Origin of the sequence: Methylophaga sp. UBA2012, from assembly GCF_002335235.1 — a bacterium.
GTDB classification, from domain to species: Bacteria; Pseudomonadota; Gammaproteobacteria; order Nitrosococcales; family Methylophagaceae; genus Methylophaga; species Methylophaga thalassica.
In genome coordinates, this window is record NZ_DDCG01000010.1 from 45511 (window position 1) to 64809 (window position 19299).

15 protein-coding genes are annotated in these 19299 nt (G+C 41.0%); 4 read left to right on the top strand and 11 right to left on the bottom strand.

Translation table 11 applies throughout. The annotated features are described in order from the left end of the window. Positions 1-92 precede the first annotated feature (92 nt). Entirely contained in the window at positions 93-515 is a 423-nt protein-coding gene (locus tag B2248_RS08870) for a BLUF domain-containing protein (RefSeq protein WP_273181247.1), read from the bottom strand. A gap of 507 nt (positions 516-1022) precedes the next feature. Here B2248_RS08870 and B2248_RS08875 point away from each other — a divergent pair. Beyond that, positions 1023-1298, top strand: coding sequence for a DUF1778 domain-containing protein (locus B2248_RS08875; protein WP_273181250.1), 276 nt, complete (start codon positions 1023-1025; stop codon positions 1296-1298). Continuing rightward, positions 1295-1792 (top strand): GNAT family N-acetyltransferase, encoded by a 498-nt coding sequence (locus B2248_RS08880; RefSeq protein ID WP_273181252.1) that lies wholly within the window; start codon positions 1295-1297, stop codon positions 1790-1792. The genes B2248_RS08875 and B2248_RS08880 overlap by 4 nt, the downstream gene beginning before the upstream one ends. A gap of 108 nt (positions 1793-1900) precedes the next feature. Here B2248_RS08880 and B2248_RS08885 read toward each other — a convergent pair whose 3' ends face one another. The 7 genes from B2248_RS08885 to B2248_RS08915 all read right to left on the bottom strand — a co-directional run bounded on the left by B2248_RS08885 (position 1901) and on the right by B2248_RS08915 (position 13533). Then, positions 1901-2257: a hypothetical protein gene (locus B2248_RS08885; RefSeq protein WP_273181254.1), complete on the bottom strand. Its 357-nt coding sequence runs from the start codon at positions 2255-2257 to the stop codon at positions 1901-1903. Between the two features lie 57 nt (positions 2258-2314). Beyond that, a complete protein-coding gene (locus tag B2248_RS08890; protein WP_273181256.1) occupies positions 2315-2920 on the bottom strand; it encodes a hypothetical protein in 606 nt (201 codons plus the stop codon). Beyond that, complete coding sequence (locus B2248_RS08895; RefSeq protein WP_273181258.1) at positions 2917-8628, bottom strand: hemagglutinin repeat-containing protein; 5712 nt, start codon at positions 8626-8628, stop codon at positions 2917-2919. The genes B2248_RS08890 and B2248_RS08895 overlap by 4 nt, the downstream gene beginning before the upstream one ends. 21 nt (positions 8629-8649) lie before the next feature. Beyond that, positions 8650-10299, bottom strand: a complete 1650-nt coding sequence (locus B2248_RS08900) for a ShlB/FhaC/HecB family hemolysin secretion/activation protein (protein WP_273181260.1) — start codon at positions 10297-10299, stop codon at positions 8650-8652. A gap of 396 nt (positions 10300-10695) precedes the next feature. Then, complete coding sequence (locus B2248_RS08905; protein WP_273181261.1) at positions 10696-12180, bottom strand: cytochrome P450; 1485 nt, start codon at positions 12178-12180, stop codon at positions 10696-10698. Positions 12181-12242: 62 nt separating this feature from the next. Continuing rightward, positions 12243-12437, bottom strand: a complete 195-nt coding sequence (locus B2248_RS08910; RefSeq protein ID WP_273181262.1) for a hypothetical protein — start codon at positions 12435-12437, stop codon at positions 12243-12245. Between the two features lie 103 nt (positions 12438-12540). Then, complete coding sequence (locus B2248_RS08915) at positions 12541-13533, bottom strand: DNA topoisomerase IB (protein WP_273181263.1); 993 nt, start codon at positions 13531-13533, stop codon at positions 12541-12543. A gap of 429 nt (positions 13534-13962) precedes the next feature. On the opposite strand from B2248_RS08915, the gene B2248_RS08920 reads away from it, so the two are divergent. Then, positions 13963-14157: a type II toxin-antitoxin system VapB family antitoxin gene (locus B2248_RS08920; RefSeq protein ID WP_040576595.1), complete on the top strand. Its 195-nt coding sequence runs from the start codon at positions 13963-13965 to the stop codon at positions 14155-14157. After that, positions 14154-14555 (top strand): type II toxin-antitoxin system VapC family toxin, encoded by a 402-nt coding sequence (gene vapC / locus B2248_RS08925; protein ID WP_273181264.1) that lies wholly within the window; start codon positions 14154-14156, stop codon positions 14553-14555. Before B2248_RS08920 ends, vapC begins: the two co-directional genes overlap by 4 nt. A 63-nt stretch (positions 14556-14618) precedes the next feature. On the opposite strand, the gene B2248_RS08930 is transcribed toward vapC, so the two are convergent. The 3 genes from B2248_RS08930 to B2248_RS08940 form a co-directional block, all read right to left on the bottom strand. Beyond that, the gene (locus B2248_RS08930; protein ID WP_273181265.1) at positions 14619-15281 is read right to left on the bottom strand and encodes a hypothetical protein; all 663 of its coding nucleotides are present in this window, start codon (positions 15279-15281) and stop codon (positions 14619-14621) included. 82 nt (positions 15282-15363) lie between these two features. Further along, positions 15364-15852 (bottom strand): hypothetical protein, encoded by a 489-nt coding sequence (locus B2248_RS08935; protein WP_273181267.1) that lies wholly within the window; start codon positions 15850-15852, stop codon positions 15364-15366. 273 nt (positions 15853-16125) lie between these two features. Further along, positions 16126-19278 (bottom strand): HD domain-containing phosphohydrolase, encoded by a 3153-nt coding sequence (locus B2248_RS08940; RefSeq protein WP_273181269.1) that lies wholly within the window; start codon positions 19276-19278, stop codon positions 16126-16128. Between the last annotated feature and the right edge of the window lie 21 nt (positions 19279-19299).

Genomic DNA, 19299 nt, shown 5'->3' on the forward strand with positions numbered 1-19299 from the left:
AAACAAATCTGATAATTAGAATGGATAGGGCTTAGCCACCTTATACCTAGACTTTCCCCATATCAAAGATAAATAACTATTATTAAAAAACGTCACACCGGTGGTGGACTTTTAAACGAAAGTAATAACTTCTGAGCTAAAGACGGCTGAGCCTGAAACTCATGACCCGTCAATGGATAATTAAGAATATCGCTATAACCGGGAATGTGGTGCTGTAACTCTTCATCGAGATTATTAAAGCCCATGGACCAGTCATCAAACTCACGTTGCTGGATAAAAACTTCATCCAAGATGAGTATATTTTTATGACGCTTATCGCGGCAGATTTTCTCAAAGACGCGTTTCAATATCATTTCATCGCCTTCCAAAACCTGCATAAACTCGCGGTCTTTATAAAGAAGCTGACCAGTAAGCTTATCCCTAAGATTATTTCTATGACACACCTCAAGCAAAGCTAATAGCTGAGCCTGAGAATAATCCTCTGTGGCTTTACTGACATAAGTAATGGAATACAAAGTGCCTCCTTACAGAAAGGCTTATCACCAGCAATTATTTGTTTGTCAGAAAATCACAGAGATAAGTTCAAAACGATAGTGAGGCAATATAACAACCCAGCAAAATGAATGGATTAATCTAAGTTAAAAATAGCGGTAAAAGTCAGAATGGTTTTATGAAATCGCTATTGGATGAAGCCAATAGCTTTTCTAAGAATAACATGGAGGTCTGAATAGGTGTCTCAATAACTAATAAAATCCGACTTATAGCTTTTTCCTTTTATTCTAAGATGAATAGAAGACAAAACGCTTTGAGCCCAACTCCCAATTAACTAGTGAGCAAAGCTGCCACCTGCCCAAAACATGTGCCGTAATTACTAAAGCTGATTCAAAGCAAAACTGCCAAGCGCTGTGAATCCTTCTTCAAAGCTTGTTATCTTACGTGCCAAAGTGACACACATATTGCTTGTTTCACCTTTTAATACCATAATACTCGCGTGACATTTTGACACATTAGGAGATTACATTATGGCTACTACATTGCCTCGCATCACCGCTAGAGTAGATACCGAAACACAAGACTTACTCACAGAAGCTGCCGCGATTGCAGGCATGTCTAGCATTAACTCTTTTGTTTTAAGTGCTGCAATTGAAAAAGCCAAACAAGTGATCGAGCGTGAGCAGTCGCTTAAACTAAGTCAAGCTGACGCTATGTTGTTGATGGAGGCTTTAGACCGTCCGACTAAATCGCACTCAAAACTGAAAGGCGCTTCTGAACGTTACGAGAACAAAACTCAACAATGAAGACGGTACTTCTAGACAAAGCCAAACACGATAGAAACCGATTCAATTGTGGTATCAAAGCTCTTAATAATTACTTAAAAGTAATGGCCAGTCAGCAAGCAAAGAAAGACAACACCAGAACTTTCGTTTTGGAAGATGATAAAGACAACTCGTATATCATCGGTTTTTATACGCTAACAATGACACCAATTGACTTAAAGGCATTGCCCGATAAGTTACAAAAGAAACATCACCCATCTACTTCAGGAGGTCTGATTGCTCGTTTAGCCGTCGACGAGAGATACAAAGGAAAAGGCTTTGGCGAGTGGTTACTGGTAGACGCTCTTAGAAAGCTATTAGCAGCTAGTGATAGTGTGGCCTTTCCAGTCGTTATCGTTGACGCCAAAGACGGAGCAAAGCACTTCTATGAACGTTATGGCTTTCAAGCTTTTCAAGATGCTGAGCACAAACTCTTTATCACCATTGCCGATATTAGAGCGAGCTTAAGTGAGTAAAGCGCCAGCCTTGATAAACTCACCAGGATAATACTCTAAATAGTTTTAGTGATAGGAATCAATGGAGCTAAGTTCCTAACCCCATTGATTCCTATCTAATAAACTCTTTTAGTTATTCGGTTTTACTTCTTCCCATTGAGCGTTACCACCGCCCCAGTAAGCTCGGCAAGGATAGGGAGCGTTTGTGCCGTAACAGTTATTCGCTCTAAAACTACTAAAATCAAACTTATAGCCTTTTTCTTCCATACAAAGGTGAAGAGGAGCAATCTTGCTGTTAGGTAAATCTGCTCCACTCTGCACGTCTTTACCATATCCGCACTCTCTCATGTCTTTTATAGTTGTTTCCTTATCACTGCCTCGTTTATACCAAGCATCCCAGAGCGGGTCTGGAACAACCTGATATAGAGAACAGCCCGTCAAACTAAGCATAAAAAGAGTGAAAATAATTCTCGAAAAATAGGTCATCTGATACCTCCATGTATCGTGGTTTTGAAAAAGAAATTGCCTTAGCAAAGCCAGTAGTCAGATATCACAAAAATATAGCTTTGGATAAAGTTTACACTTTTCTGTATTCAAAATTCGTTCTCGGGATTGAGGCTGACATGCATCTACATAGGCCTTTTTTATGCAGTACTCACTATTAAGTCGTCTTTCCGTTTCTCGTTTAGGTACGGGTAAATCGCATGCTGGAATGGGATTACTCTCACATGGTGAAAAATCACCAAGGAAAGTGAAGCCATCATTCAACATGCAGCGTTTGATTAATAACAGTTTGCCGTTATATTCATCAGGAGTTAACGTCTTCATTAAGGCATAGTTTTTTGACATCCATATATCACTAGAGCCACATTCTAAAAGTGCCTCATCACGTTCTTGACGTGTTAAATCATCTTTTTGCCAATTGCTGGTCTTTATAATGCTTAGTTGATTTTTGTATAACTCAAGTGACGGGATATTGTATTTTCTGACATAGTCCTCATCAATCTTTGGTTGTATAAGAACATATCCACCAGCTCCGTTTTGGCATTCATTGTTTCCTTTTTTTTCACAATCTTGTTGTTGATATACAGAGCTACATGCAGTTACAAACATATAGCAGATCAGTATAACTATTAGTTTTTCTGTCATTTATTTAACACTTCCTTGTTATTACTTGCTGGTATTAAGATAAATTTAGCTTTCCCATCGGGACTATCCTGCCAATATTTCTTACTGGCACCATTAGGCTTTCCTTCCCCGTAGCTATTATGCACCGTGACATCAAAAAAGATTGATTTCAGTCCTTCAATAAAACTGGTACTACCCTCAGGAGTAGTGCCTCCAGTAGCCTCGTTACCACCAATGAAAGTACCAACAAAATCGTCTTTGTGAACTTGGGCATAAACATTACCATTTTGACCAGAATTTTTATTTAATAAATCTGCCATCTGTTGATTATTAAATGCTGAACCAACTGTATATATATCCATGTATTGAAGCATTGAACTATCGTTGGCATTTCTGCTATCTATTACCTCCAAAGCATTCCCTGTAGTCATCCCACCCCGACTATGTGCATCAATTATTAGTCCTTTATCACCGTATTTAGCCATCACCTTAATATTTTCTTTAACAGCATTGGTGAGTCCAAAACCTTCGCTTTCAAGAAATTTCTGGTAGCCGGCAACCATTAGCTCCGACAAGGCATTATTGGTTAATGGGAAATGAATCAAATAGTCTGATTGATGATTTTGTAGTGCCAGTTTTTTAGCCGCATCGACTGAATTAAACATGCCATTATTAAAAATATGTACCTTATCATCCTTACCGGGTTTTAAATTTTGCTTTTCCTCATCAGTTAATTTTTTCCATATCGCTTCATTATTTTCATCTTTGATCACTTCACCATTTTCATCGCGCATCACTTGATAAAACTCGATCTTGGTAAGAAACATTTTTCTGAATGCTTCATCGGTAAACGCCGTCGCGGCCTCATAGAGTAATTGTCTAGAAAGTTGCTCTGCTTCTGCCTCATCTTTGAGGAGTTCTATATCTGCTAGATTGAGTTTTCGATGGGTATTTTGAGTATTTCTATTGATATCGGAGATCGTTTCTTCTGCTGTTTTTCCATACACCGCTAATTGTTCATCAGCATCGGTTATTGTGATCTCAGCAGGGGCGATGGCACTTAATGTTGAACTTGCATCATCCACACTGGCTTCGCCTTTATTACTTAAATTCTGAGACGCAGTTTTTAACAAGCCATATTTTCCCGAGAAGGCATCAGAACTAACATTAAAGCCTTGTTGGCTGACTTCAGCATTCATTGCGTTTTGTTTATCCGACGTATGCAAGGTGGCGGTAGTGATTTGGTTTTTATCCGCTTGTGCCTGGCTATCAATAAGGGCAGCGTCCAGTTCGGTATGCCTGCCTACATTGATATCAAAACCCTCTTGTCCAGCCATAATGCCGGTTTGCTGATTTACACTAAGGTAATCGCTATTTGATTTTTGGACGTTGTGATGAAGATTAAATGACGAGGTAGCTGCACCCACACCAATACCAACGCTACCACCAGAATTGGACTCTTTCCCCGTTAAATAATGACTGTCCTGTAGGCTAGTCAGTGTTAAGTTATTACCGACATTTACAGAGACTTTATTGCCTTTGGCTTGTGCACCAATCAAACCGAGGTCATTATCTGTAGTCAGTGATAACTTTTTTGCAGCAGTTATGTGGCTATTTTGATAAAACATACCCTCAGTATTTGTTTTGCCTTTTCCTTTGCTCATCGCCATATCAAGACTGACGCCTGTGTTCTCACCGATACCGAAAGATAGACCTATACTGGCACTACTTGATGCCATTTTGGTATGTTGCTGTTGGGTATTTTGACTGGCTAAGATATCAATATTATTAGCAGCATTAATGCTAATATCGCCATCCGCTAAAATATCGCTACCTGTGACAACCACATCTTTATCTGTTGCTGTTAAACGCACATTTTGACCAGCCCGAATTGTGCTGGCCTGTGAGGTTTGTGATTTGGTCTCTGTCTGAGTTTTACTTTCTGACTTACCAATACTGATGCTTATTTTTAAACCTGAAGAAGATATCGCCTCATCTGCTTTGCCTTCATTAATGAGATTTAGCGTGTTTTCACCCATCTCAGCGAGTTGCTTAGCTTGGACATAGGCTGTAATACCATTCAGAACACGGTTTTTCTTTTTATCTTCTTCTACACTTCCCAGAGCATGCTGATAAGCCTGAGTGGCAACTGAAATGGCTGGCGCTTTCAAAGATAGTGACAAACCGCTTTGTGAAAATTCGGTTACCTGCTTCGTCTCGCTTTTATCATAAAGGCTCGTAATATTGATATCTTTTGCTTTAACGTCGATATCACCTTTCACTGAAATCAGATCACTGTTTTCCTGTTCAAAGGCTTCTCCGGCGACCACTGAAATATCCCCATTGAGTGCACCTATCGTCGATTTATTGTGAATCAGCTGCATGATCTCAGTTTGCGTATTCATTGCTCGGGTGCCAATGCTGATACCAACACCGCCTGTACCTGAAAGTCCTGATTTTTTCTCTTTTATATAATGAGACTCAGTAAAAGACTGCTCTGCAGCCGTGATATTAATATCTTTCGTCGCATTTAATTGAATGCTCTCATCTGCCAGAATCTGGCTGCCTTTCACATTAATATCGGTAGCGGAATCAATTGAAATATTTTTGGCTGTTAATGATGATGCCACCGACGTTTGCTGGCTGAACATATCCCTTTGCTCTTTCTTTCGGGAGCTAAATCCGCTTGAACGTTTCGTATAGGTGGCAATATCTGATTGATAAGTTGCCTCACCATTTTCAATATTGATCTGTCTGGCTGCCAGATCGAGATGACCTTGTTGCAAGTTAATATCGGCAGCCGTTACTTGAAGTGTATTACCTGCATTCAAGCTGACATCACCGTTTGTCTTAATGGATGTGCCGCTATCTTTTTGCTCATGCATCTTATTGAAATCACGAGCATTCAATATACTCAGGTTTGTTTCAGACTCTTTGACCGTGCCTAATGTTAAATTTTGTCCAGCAGATATCTGCGTCTGGCTTTGTTCTCCTGACATATTGATATTCGCTGCAGTGAGAGCAACATCACGCTGGGCATCAACTATTAATTTACCTGTTTCATCAGACACATAGAGATTGGCGTACCGCTTAATATTATCGCGCTCGAAATAGCTATTAGCTTGATTCTGCTCGCTATGCGCCATTGAGCTGGTTATGTTTATATCGTTATCAGCAGAGAGCGAAAGTGACTTATTGGCGGATAATGTGCCACCCTCTATTGAAATATTTGTCGCATTTACATCAATAGATTGACTTTGAATGTCACCGCCAAGTTGTTGATAATATTCAGTGTTCATCGAAACGGTATTTTTGCCTCTGATACTGGCAGCGTTAAATGTCTGCCCTTCGATCTCAAAGTTCACTTCATTACCAGCAAGTAAGCCTGTTTCTGGTATCAAGTCATCTTTTTCGGGTTTGATATATACCTTTGGAATCAGAGCGGTAATAAGCTCGCCATTATCCAACGTCACCTCTGTATTAACTAACCAAACGATATCAGTCGTTAATTGAGCGATTTGTTCAGCGCTGAGGGCAATACCAGGCGTTAGCTGAAGTGTTTCTGCCATACTCACACCCGCATCCATCAATGCCATAAACTGTGTTTGCTGGTCATTGTATTCACTCAGATACAGATGCCCGGTTAACTGGGCAATTTGGTCAGTGACTAATCGTTGCTCAATAAAACCATCCCCTAGTCGTTTCATAACCGTAGTGGGATCAAAAGCGAGTTGTTGCAACATATAGTCAGAACTTAACCAATCACTGTAATCTAAAAACTGTGGATCGGTTTCAATATAAAATTGAGTCGGATTGTCCACTAGTTTAAACATAGCGCTATTAATGATTGGCAGCGTCAAAGTCTGAATGTTAGACAGACTTTGAATATCAGCATGACTATCCTCCAGTAGACTGATGCCTAAATTAAACTCTGTGTTTTTAGCTGCCGGACTGTAAGGTGCTATACCACCAAAATCGAGTTCTTCATCATTGCCATCCCAGTCTCTGAACTGGCGTGTACCGTTATAACTGACTCTTTTTTGTCCAGGTGTAGCTATGTTTTGCAAGCTTCCACCTGTCACAGTCAGCGTTTGTCCTGCCACAATTTGGCTATCGCTATTAAGCACATCACCTATTATCTGAATATTCCCTGCCGCCATGATTTTTGCCGGGGAAGAACTGACAATATGAGTACTTTGTGTTTTAGCTGTGTAGTCGTAATAGGTATAGTCTTCGAAGTAGCGAATGATACTGCCGTTCTCATCAGTGAAAGGCTGTTTTTCTACGTTATGGTTGTTGATTAAGGGAAAACGACTGACATCATATTTATGTGCCCATCCCTCAGGCTGTACTTCAATGATTCGCTCAACACTATCGGTTACCCATTCTGTGATCATCTCGGCATTAAGATTTTGAAGTTCATCAGCGTATATCGATATATCACCTGAAGCTTCGATCCGGCCGCCTGAATTAATGACCTGCCTAGCTGAAGTCAAAGCATCCCCGATAGAGCCTCCAGCAATATCTATATTGCCCTGGCTGAGAATCTCAGCATTCTGATCATTGAATACGGTTTCAGTCGATATCGACAAATTTTCTCTGGCCGCAATAACGGAATAATTATTGAGCGTTGTCGTGTTGAAGGTGGTGTTATCACCATAAATACGGGCACCAGTCTGATTGTTTAATCTCTCCGCATCGATCAGCAGCTGATTGACATTAATTAATCCCTTATTTTCTATCGTTGAATCAGCCAGTATGTGTAAATCATCAGAGACAATTTCACCAGAATCCATATTGTGAAGTTCAAACGTTTCGATAGCACTCGCTCCTTCAGCCCTAATGGTTCCTGTATTAACCAACTGACCATCCGTTGTCAGCGTCAAACTCTGCTTAGCTTTTATCTCTCCAGATTGTTTAACACCGACGCCTTCTTCCGTGCCGATTAAACGAATTTTACTTGCATACATGCCGCCAATCTCACTGACATCTATACTAAAGCTAGGTTGGTCAGCATCCGTATCCAGTTTAGCTATGATGTCGTTGGTCGTGCTAACACGGTTTTTTCCTGTAGTGACAGTGAGATTGTTTGCCCAGATATCGGCATTGACTGACACGGCTCTTGCTATCAGATCCGTATAGGCTGTGGCGCTATCATCCAAACCTGCCCCATCAATAATGATATTGCCTCTTTCCACCAGAAAACCGCTTAACTGGCCATTATTCATCAGAGCTCGACCGGTGGTTAATGTGCTTCTGTCTGCATTAATAAAACCACAACCATCGCAGCTGATACCAGCAGGATTAGCAATCACAAGCTGTGCTTTGCTTCCTGCAATTTCCATTGGTCCGTTCAGATAACTGGGATGTTGTGAATTCACTTCATTAAGAATAATTCGGGCTGTACCACCTGCAAGCAGACTGTTTCCTTGCACCCATCCTGCTAATTGTGTCTGTACATTATTCGCACTGTTATTAAGAATCACACCGTTTTTGTCCACATCAAACTGGCTGTATTTATTTCTGGATACCCCAGCCGAACTCGGTGTCTGAATATTCACTTGTGGCAAACCATTCGCTGTTTGCGTAATGATGGCCTGTTGATTAGCCGGCGCAGATGGGTCAACAGCAATGCCAGCAGCTAATAAATTGTCCTGATAAAGTGATGCACCACAGAGTGCCACCGAAATCAAAATGCTTAAATATTTTCTGTTGAAACGATCTTCCATGATCATATCTCCTGAATCCGTTCAGTATTGATAGGTCAAATTAAATCCAAGATGCCGTCCATCCTCAAAGCCATCGGGTTTTGATAATGATTTCCCCGCAAACACATCATAAAAAAGGCCGTGCCACTGACCTCTTAAGCCAATCACAGCGCCAGCTAAAGTCTGTCCCAATAAATACTTCGCCGATTGACCACTGACATGACCAAAATCTATTCCCATATAAATTTGTTGTTGGTTTTGCAAAGGGAAACTAATCGTATTGCGGCTAAGCCAACCGTGCTCGGCAGATAAAGACTGTTCACCATCAAATCCCCTGACAGTATATCGCCCACCAATCGAGAATCTGTCCTGTGGAACCAACGGTGTTTTATTCCACTGCGCCCGCCACTCTGACTGCAACTGAATCTGATAGTCAGTGAACTGAACGGGCGTGAACCAATTAAAATAAGCATTAAAAATTTTTGGTCTGGAAGTGCCTTCACCAAAGGCTTCCTCTGGTGCAGCAATGGCATCAAATGCACCTGTTCCCCGCTGATATGAAACACCCGCATCTATGGTTGCTTTGCCGATATAACGACGGTAATCAACACCGGCAATCCAGCCAGCACTTTTTCTGCGTTGAACCTCAATTTCGGTATCATCAATAAAGTTATGTGAACGTCGATGATAGCCAGTCAATGAAGTGGTTAATTTCGAAAACTGATCGCGATATAAAACCTGACTCATGGCAAGCTCTTGCCTTTCACTCTTACCTTGATAAACATAGGTCTGGTTGAGTCCGGCCACACGCTGGTCATATTCATATTCACTATTTGTAAATGAGAATAACCAGTAGCCGACAGGAATAGAAATATGGGCCGTTTCCCCATGGCTGCCGCCGACATTCTCCTTACCGCCAAAATCCTTGTTTTTACTCACATAAACAAGGTCATTAAGTCCCAGAATATTATCCAAAGACAAAGTAGCCGAACCTTGATAACGCCCTGTCGACTCATAACCACTATCATCAAATGCCAGAGTCAACCTAAAAGGCTTCGACTGTTGGTAATCCAATAAAAGCTGGCTATCTCCCGGCTGACTATTTGCCGTATCATCAGGTTTGATATCAATATTGGTATCCACAGTAGGAATACGCTTCATATTTTCCATCGCTTGCTCGAGATCTCTCACATTGAGCAAATCACCTTCACCACTCGGTAAAGCTGACCATAGTGTTAACCTGGACACCGAATTATCAGGATCGACAATGCTAATTCGCCCGGGTATCAGGCTATACCTTAATTCCCCAGAGTTTAAATCTTGGGGTTCTATCAACACTCGAGTCGTAATAAAACCTTTCTTTATGATGCTGTTTTGAAGCTCAGACTGAAGCTGGTTGATTGCATTAATACCAAGACATTGGCCAAGTAAGTCAGGATGCTGATGAAGCGTGTCTGAAATAGCGAACTGAAATCTAGCTGAGTCATCACCCTCTAATGAAATGTGCTCAATGACAAAACATGGCTTTTCATCAAACGGGATAACATTAGCCTGTATTGGCTTGTCACTTTCTAATCTGACGTCCGGCTCATGTTCCTGTTGTTTGCGTAGCGCTTCTAATTGCTCTTGTTGACGCTGCTCTTTGAGAGCATCAATTTCAGGCAATGTTTCAGAAACAACGGGAAAACTCAAAAACCACAAACATAGAAAAAAGCAGCATATGACTATATGCCGTAGAGATTTTGATAATAACATCGCGATTAAACGCGATGAATAGCAAATTGAGAATTAAAGGGGTGTTGATTCATTCTGACTGTCCTCCATGACGGTTTAGAAGTGTTTTTTTTGCGTGCATCCATGCACAATGTGATCAATCTAATCAAATCAAAAAATGATTTCTACTGCATAAGAGGACAAATATTGCAGTTTTGTGACACTACTCACAAGGATGGTGATATCAGGTAGTATTTTGAGCCAGAGCGAAATAGCTTACTTTCCGACATTCAGCCATGATTTGGTCAGGTTAATCTTAATAATTTTAACCGGGTCCAAATATCCTACTTTATCAACATCGTAGTTTATTAAGCGTTATCGCAGTTCGAGATCAATTAAAGTCCCATCATCTGGTTTGGTTGTAACACCAGCCCGCACTCCAGGTACATTATTAACAGCTTTAAATTTGAATACCTTGATAAAGGCGCCGACGACTAGCCCCACCTCTAATTGACCAAGAAATTGACCCGGGCATACACGAGCTCCTAAACCAAATCCAAAATGGGTTAAATTTTTACGCGTTATGCCTAGACGCGTCAGCTCATCCCAGCGTAAAGGTGAAAAAGTGTCTGCCGGATATCCAGAAACCTCTTTGCCCCAAAAAGCTTCGTTGCGGTTTGCATTCCAAATATCCAGTCGGATGGTGGTATTTTTGGGAATCATGATTTTTCTTGTATCGTCTAATTTAAGCCATGTATCGGCCGTGGCTTTCCGGGGAAAGAAATAAAGTGAGGGGGTTAAACGTAAGGTTTCATTCAAACACTGATTAAGTAACTTTGCTTCGGTTAAGCTTTCGGGGTCGTAAACATCAATGTCTTTTACTTCGCTATATATCTTCTCTTGCAATTCAGGTTGTCGTGACAAATGAGATAACGTCCAAGTCGCAAACGATGAAGTCGCTTCTAAAGCCCCAGCTAAAAATACTCTTATATTGCTCCGCAATGCCTCTTCATCTTCAACTTTATCAATGAAGTTTTTCCAATGTCCTGACTTTTCGCCTCTGCCAGAAAGTGCAATGTCAGTTAAGTCCTCAAGGGCCTCCCTCCAACGCTTTACATCAGCTCCTTTACCCGTAATAAATTGATGAATAGCCGACAGGTTAGGTGCCACAGTATTGGTAATCATGTAATCAATTAACGAAACTAACGCAGGGACATAACGTTCGCGTAACTCCTTATACTCAACCGAACCACCAAAGAAATTATTCACTAACATTTCCAGCATGATAGGTTGAATTTCCTGTTCAATTTCGACGCGAGAAATGTTTTTCTTACTCATCTTCTGCGCATCACGTAAAACGATTAATCGTTTCTCTATCGTTTTACGAAACGTTTTCTCAAACACATGAAACTCTTCAGGTTGGAACAGAGAGCCTTTTCCAAAAGGTCCCGCTGACATCTGTTTTTGTTTTCGCCATACTTTGCCGTTTGCATACAATAGAGAGTTAACTCCGGTGACACGGGCAATTCCAGTCATTGGTGTCGTATCACGATCAAATTGCCCGGGCTTATCGCCTGTAGCAAGAAGAACAGCTCTAATTACTGCTGGATCACGCGTAATGAAAACCGGCGGCATACCCATCACATATAAATAGCGGTTATCACGCTCAAATAAATCCGGTGATTTAGCGTTTGTATAAAAAGCATCGAAGAGTGCCAAAGGCGTTTTGTAGTTTAAAAGATGAGGAAAAGGAAGACATGGTCTCCCTCTTTCAAATAGATATACACGTGACGGTAAAACATCACCCTTAAATGGATTAATATCCATGATTTGCTGCCAGATATTTTTAAATAAACGCATTTAATTACCTTGATGAAAAATGCAATGGGGTCTACTTCGAATTGCAGTGTTAATGAAAAAATTCAAGAACCAATACGGTCAGAATGTTTGATTTTTATAGGATGAATTTTTACTTCAAACCGCTCGGAGAAGTCTTTGAACTTAACTAAATAGACTGTGTCGTCTTCATCAGAAAAGAAAATAGCTTGATGGGAATTTTCACGTTGAATGAGATATTGTGGACAATCTTGTATGAATAATCTTGGTAATCTGGCCATGAGCAATCCTTGCTTAAATGACGATTAAAATTAATTTAATCTATCTGGGTAGTATTAAATGGTATGACGCTATTGATTCCTTATCTACGTCGATTCTAATAGGTTAGGACTTTTGCTTTAAACTCTCTCTTAGCATGCACAACACACTTAATTCTTCTTCCGACAAATTTTGATTGTCTTTTATTAAGTGTTTCACTTGATCTAAGAAATAATGTGCTGTTTTACCCTCAATATAATTATCAATGACTCTGGGATCAATATAAGCACTTTTTGCAACAGCTGGAGTATTGCCTAGCTGCTCTGAAACACTGACGACCACTGATTTAATATTCTTATCAAGCGATGCTTGGTCTTCTTTGCTGACTGTGCCGAGTTCATCAAAGGCCAATGCAGCGATCATAGTGCCCGCCCATGTCCTGAAATCTTTCGCTGAAAATTCCTCGCCCATACACTCATGAATGAAATCGTTAAGCTCACTGGCTTCAACTTCTTTTTTATTGTTATTTTCATCATAATATTTAAACAGGCGATAACCGGGAATATCATCTAAGTTTTTAATAGCATTGGCTAACTTTTTATCTTCGACATGACGTTCTTGTTCCTGACCAGACTTACCCAGATACGAAAATATAATTTCGTCGTCATTAATTTCTACATGCTTTTTTCGTAACGTGGTTAAACCATACGTATTGTTTTCTTCAGTATACCTAGGGCTACCGGGTCGAAAATACGCATGATCCATTAGACGTAGCATAGTCGATAATACTTTTTCTCTCGACATCTTACGTTGTCGTAAATGTTGGCCTGTGACACGCCGCATATGCTCTAATTGCTCAGCAAAACGAATGATACGGTCGAATTTTTCTTGGTTATGTTTTTCTTGAGTATCAGGATTATAAATATATTGTTTTCTATTTTTAGCATCCCTTCCAGTCGCTAAGATATCGGATTTTTTATCCTCTGATATTTCAACATCAGTCCATGCAGGAGGTATTACCAAGCTGGTGAACCACTCTCTTATGGATTTATCTTTTACCGTTTTATTCTGTTCATCAATGTAGGTAAAACCCGTGCCATGTTTTCTTCTGTAGTACATATCCGTTATTTTCAATCAAATAGTCAGGGGATAGACCGTATTTCACAAAGTCAATAAACGCCATCAATTCAAACGCATTCTTTCGACTTCAGGTATTTAGGTTAGTGAAAGAATAGCTCTCTCCGCTATTCAGCCTCGTTTGCTAAGGCTCATCTTAATAGTTTTTAACCTGCCACCAAATAACCTTGAGCAATCCTGGCTTAAATAACTTTTTAATTTAATCTATATGGGTAAAATCAAACGATTGACCCTATTGATTTTTTCATGTCTAACGCAGCCATAAGCGGAAGCTTTGGAGTTGATCGTTTTGTGGCAGCGTAGCGTTAAGCCACAGAGCCATCGACAGCTGTCTGATTGATGGCCTTGTTATGTTTAAGCCAATGAGCCACAATGTGTACGATATCAACCAAAAATACACACAGGTGCAGTATGCGAACTAACATTGTTATAGACGATAAACTTATGGCTGACGCACTAAAGGCCACCGGCCTACATACCAAAAAAGAAGCCGTTGAAGAGGGATTAAAAGCTCTGATAAAGCTACGAAAACAATCCAGCATTCGTAGCCTAAGAGGCAAACTTAACTGGGACGGTGATTTGGATGCCATGAGATCCACCAAATGATTATAGTCGACACTAGTGTTTGGATAGACTTCTTCAAAGGTCTAGACACACCAGAAACTTTAGCTTTGGATAGCGCCTTGGGTGACGAAGACGTAGCTATAGGCGACCTCATACTGCTAGAAATACTACAAGGCTTTAGAGCAGACAAAGATTATAAAATAGCGAAGGATCACCTTAAGGCCTTGCATCAATTTAATATGCTTACTCCTGAGCTAGCCATCAAAGCCGCGGACAATTACCGCAAGCTAAGGAAACAAGGAATTACAATAAGAAAAACAGCTGACGTGATCATTGCCACATTCTGCATTGAAAATAGGATCCCTCTCTTATATACAGATAAAGACTTTATCCCCTTTACTAAACACCTAAAACTGCGCTCAGTTACAGAAAAAACATAACGCCAAGTTAACTGGCGCGCGTTAGCTCGTCCGAGCGAGGAACGAGCGTTGTTAAACTTTTTGTTAGACGCTTTTGTACTCTTGTGCATAGGTGTCCTTTAGAAATGCCAGAAATTTCTTCTGGTTTTCATTTATATGGTGAGAAATGTCCTCAGGAGTTATATCCAACATACTGCCAAGATTCTCTATGACCTTGGGATGCGCCCAGTTCATATGCTGGCTACTGAGCATAGTAAAAACGACTTGTAGTCGATCAAACTGCCATACGATCATATTGCAGGCGTTTTGACACTCGTGATAGTTGGAGATCCCCAGAACTTGGCCTTTAACCAGTAGCGACCGAATACGGTGAACTGGTTGCTCCGCATTTTTTAGAAGCTCCATTAAACGATCAGCCGACTCCCTGCCTTCTTTTTCGATATATGCAACCGCTTGGGGATGCTGCAGGTCTTTATTGAGATCGGGGTTGAACTCTTGGCTTTCGATGCCTAGGCGAACAAACGTGAGCATTTGCACAGCTGGTGAGATTGATTGAATAAACTCATGCATTGAATCGGTGAGTTGATCGAGTAACTTGGTTACGGCTTGTGAGCGGTGTTGACGCCGCCATGAAGTCAAAGCAATAAAGGCGATAATAAGAGTTCCTAGCCCAGTTATGCTTTGAATTATTCCAGACCAATTCCAATTGACAATTTCGCACCATGCATTCAAAAGAAGTTCTTCCATATTGCGTCTAACGCCGCAAGTAAAGGCGCGCGTTAGCGCGTCCAGCCCGCAGGGCGATTTTGCCTTGCCTTGTTATGGCTTTTTAGTAGCGTGCCCATACTTGTAATAACTTGCAGCCCAGTATATTGGAAAGTTTTTCGATATCACCTTCTGAAATAAGACCTTCTAACTCTGGGTTTAAAGCAGATAGCTCGAACTTAGCGAAACCAGCAGGCCACTTAAAGGTGAGGTCGGTTGTATTAACAGTATTGCCGCAACAAGGCATTTCAATTACACCATGGCTTAGCTCACCACCTTCCGATTGCTCATCAATTTTCTCGAAGACTTTCTCACAATCAGTTTCCTCTTCCGAGTAAATATCCTGCTGAAGAGAGTTGTGGCATGAAGGACAAATGATTTCTTCGAGATTTTGTCCTTGATCGATAAAAGTGAGGCTTTCATAAACCTCGACTTCTACTTCCTCACCATCCGGAGTAAGTTCTTCTAAAAACGTAATTGCATCTTGATGCGTCGACTCTTTCGGAACGAAGTCTTTCTGAGCAGGTATTAATTTCAAATAATTGTCGGACATACTTCCTTATTCTCCCTTGAGCCATAACAGTGTCTTTTATGAAGCCACTGGCTTCATAATAAATATTAAAGAAGTTGCTTCATAATTCGGGTTTATATTTTCCAAGTATTTGTTTATTAATAAAAACGTGATTAATTTTTTGGGAAATAGAGCCAAAAACATGAACTGAGGTAGAAAAATAAGCCAACTATTTTGTATTCATGAAATCTTCCGTTTTTTCTGAACTTGATTTAACTCTGACCTATTTTGTTTTTTGTGGCAATCATTTAGTTGCTACATTTTCAGATACCGCGCCACATCCACTTCATCAATTTGTTCAGGTGACAGGAATTTTTCGGCATAGGCCTTGTAAGTTTCGGTGGTCAGGAATAAAGCAAATACGTCTGCATCGATATGTTTGTCTGCTACCATTTTAGCCATAATATCAATGGATTCACTCACTGTTTTGGCTTTTTTGTAAGGTCTGTCTGCAGCGGTGAGTGCTTCAAAGACATCGGCTAATACCATAATACGTTCGGGTATCGAGAGTTGGTCTTTGCTGAGTTTTCTGGGGTAACCGGTGCCATCCATTTTTTCATGATGGGTGGAAGCATAACGTGGCACACGGGCTAGTTCTTTGGGGAAAGGTAAAGCATCCAGCATACGAATGGTGCTGATGATATGTTCGTTAATTTTAAAACGGTCTTCGGCAGTTAGAGTGCCTCGTTCGACCTTGAGATTATAGAGTTCGCCCTGATTGTAGAGATATTCAGGAATCGTCATTTTGATGCCTAGATGTGGCTCATAACTTGTGCCACTCTTACGAGAAATAATATGTTCTGGCTTGTCTGACAATAGCTGTTCTTCACAAGGCAGACTTTCCTCTTCCGATGATATCCGCTCCTGATCGGCTGGTGATAAGCCGAGTCGATTACTGAAATGCCGAAGCCATGTGGTTTGGGCAATAAAGTCGAGCCGTATTTTTTTGTCTTCGCTCAGTACTTCACCACCGACATTCATTTCGGCAACAAAGGCAAAGTCTTCCTTAAGCTGGCGATGGGTTTGTTCAAGCTCGGCCTGATGTTGCACTTCTTTTTCAGGCGACTGTGTCATTTTCTGCCAATAGATGATTTCAGCGTCACGCCATAAGACTTCAAAACGAGTACGTATTTCATGAATTCGGTTGTAGATGGTTTCGAGTTTACTGCCTTTATCAACAATGTGTTCGGGTGTAGTTATTTTGCCGCAATCATGTAGCCAGGCAGCGACTTTGAATTCACGCCATTCTTCTTTTGAGTGGAAACGAAATTCACGGAATGCAGGTGCCAGAGAACATTCAGCCTGCTCTGCCAACATGAAAGCTAATTCAGGAACACGTTCACAATGGCTGGCCGTGTAATGAGACTTGTCATCAATGGCTTGAGCAATTAACTGAATAAAGGAATCCATCAACCGATCCTGATTTGCTTCATGCTGACGAATAGCGGTCACCATATCTTCCATGGAATGACCCAACTCATCGATTTCACGAATAAAGCTATCTGGAATGTCGAGTTTATCGAATTGGCGTTCACGGATTTTCTGATTTTCTTCCGCTAACTTTTTAATCGGTGCCACAATCGGTGAGGCAAATAACCAGGGTGCAGGTAATAACAGCAACAGCACACCAATCGACATCCATAAAGACCATGTCACTTTTTCTTGTGCACCGCTCAATACAGCTTTAACTGGAATCACGATCCCAAGGTAGTCTTTTCTGGCGCCATAACTGCCAAATGGCGAGACATACACATAAAAATCCTGACCGTTTAGAGTGGTTTGTTTTAACTGACGTTGCTCGCTTTGTTGGCCTGCATAATCCAATAAAGGTGAGTAAGGTACGCTTAATAAGCCCTGCTGTTTACTGAGAAACCATTTATGTGCCAACGCTATTTTTTGCTCATCTGACACATGAGCTATAGCTTTATTGAAAATAGTCAATAAGCCCTGATTTTTATCTGAAACCAATATTTTTAATGCACCGGGGAAAGGTGTCGGCGAGAAATCAATATCATCATGGTATTGCACGTCATTATAGAAAAACCGTTCTCCCACATAATGTAGAATCTCTGCCACATCAAGGCCAGCAAAGGCTTCGCCATCACTTACTGCTTCAAACACCGCCCGGGTTGAAGGGACTTCTTTAATCGTTATTTCAGGGAAAGCCTGTTTGACAACCTGAATGATTGACCAGCCCTCTGGTATGGCAACGGTTTTACCATTTAGCTGTCGAATGTGGGTAATGGGCGCATTGCCACTTTTTGTTACCAATGAATAAGGTAAATTTACAAAAGGGTCGGTAAAGCGACCAGAATAGAGTGACTGACCGGTATCAAATACCGACTGCAAAATATCAATCTGACCAGCTTCATACTGTGCAACCAGCTCACTCCATGAATAGCCATTGATATAGTCAAACTTTAACCCTGTCATATCAGAGATAATGGAAAGATAATCAATGCTGTAACCTTTTGGTTGCCCAGAGCTGGAGAAATCAATGGGGGCCCAGTCTCGTTCATTAGAGACAGTTAAACGTTTCGATTCAGCAATCAGCGCTTTTTCTTCTTCTGTTAAATCAAGCGGTGTACGTGTTTCTGGAATCAAAATGGCTTCATTACTGGGCAAGTTAGAAGCTAATAACTCGCCCGTTGAACGGTATAAAAATACCTGACCATAATCACTGAGTTCATGCTGACTTAGATAATCAGACATGGAACTCAAAGCAATATCAACCGCTATCACTGCACCACTTTCAAGCTGCTTGGAATAGGTCTGGCCGGGTGCTTGAATATTATGGAATAAATACGGGTCCGTTTTTCTTATCGTTTCTTTATCGGCGTTCACGAACCAGGGTCGGATGGTAGATAAATAATTACTCGGTTCGCTACGTTTAAACCTGAGCTGAAAGTCGCTGGAATAATATTCAAACGTTCGGCTACGCTGAGCTTCGTCACCACGTATTGTCACCACCACCCAACGATCTTCAGGCTCTGCCTTGAGCTGCTTACGAACATCATCACCACTATTCAGGTTAATGACTTCATAAAAATCACCATTCGGTAAACCAACATAAATCGCATACAACATGTCGCGATTCAGCATCAGGGAGGAAAAAATGCCTCTGGCATCATTATTGACGTTATTGCCATTCACCAGGCCAGGATAACTGGCAAGAATTCGTGTGGTTTCGACTGCCTGATTATCAATCGTGTTGAGTAACTGGCTGGTTTTATCTGCCAGATTATTGAATCGTTCTGTGGCATTTTCCGTGGCCATCTGCTGCATGAAAAAATATTGCAAAAGCAAAGCCGCAGAGGCTGTGAGCACGGTAGCAATGATAAAGGTCATCACCACGGTGATGCGTATCGTCAGTTTAAACCGACGGGAGTGTTGTCTGAGTTCTGCCATTCGCAGTGTCCATATCGCTAA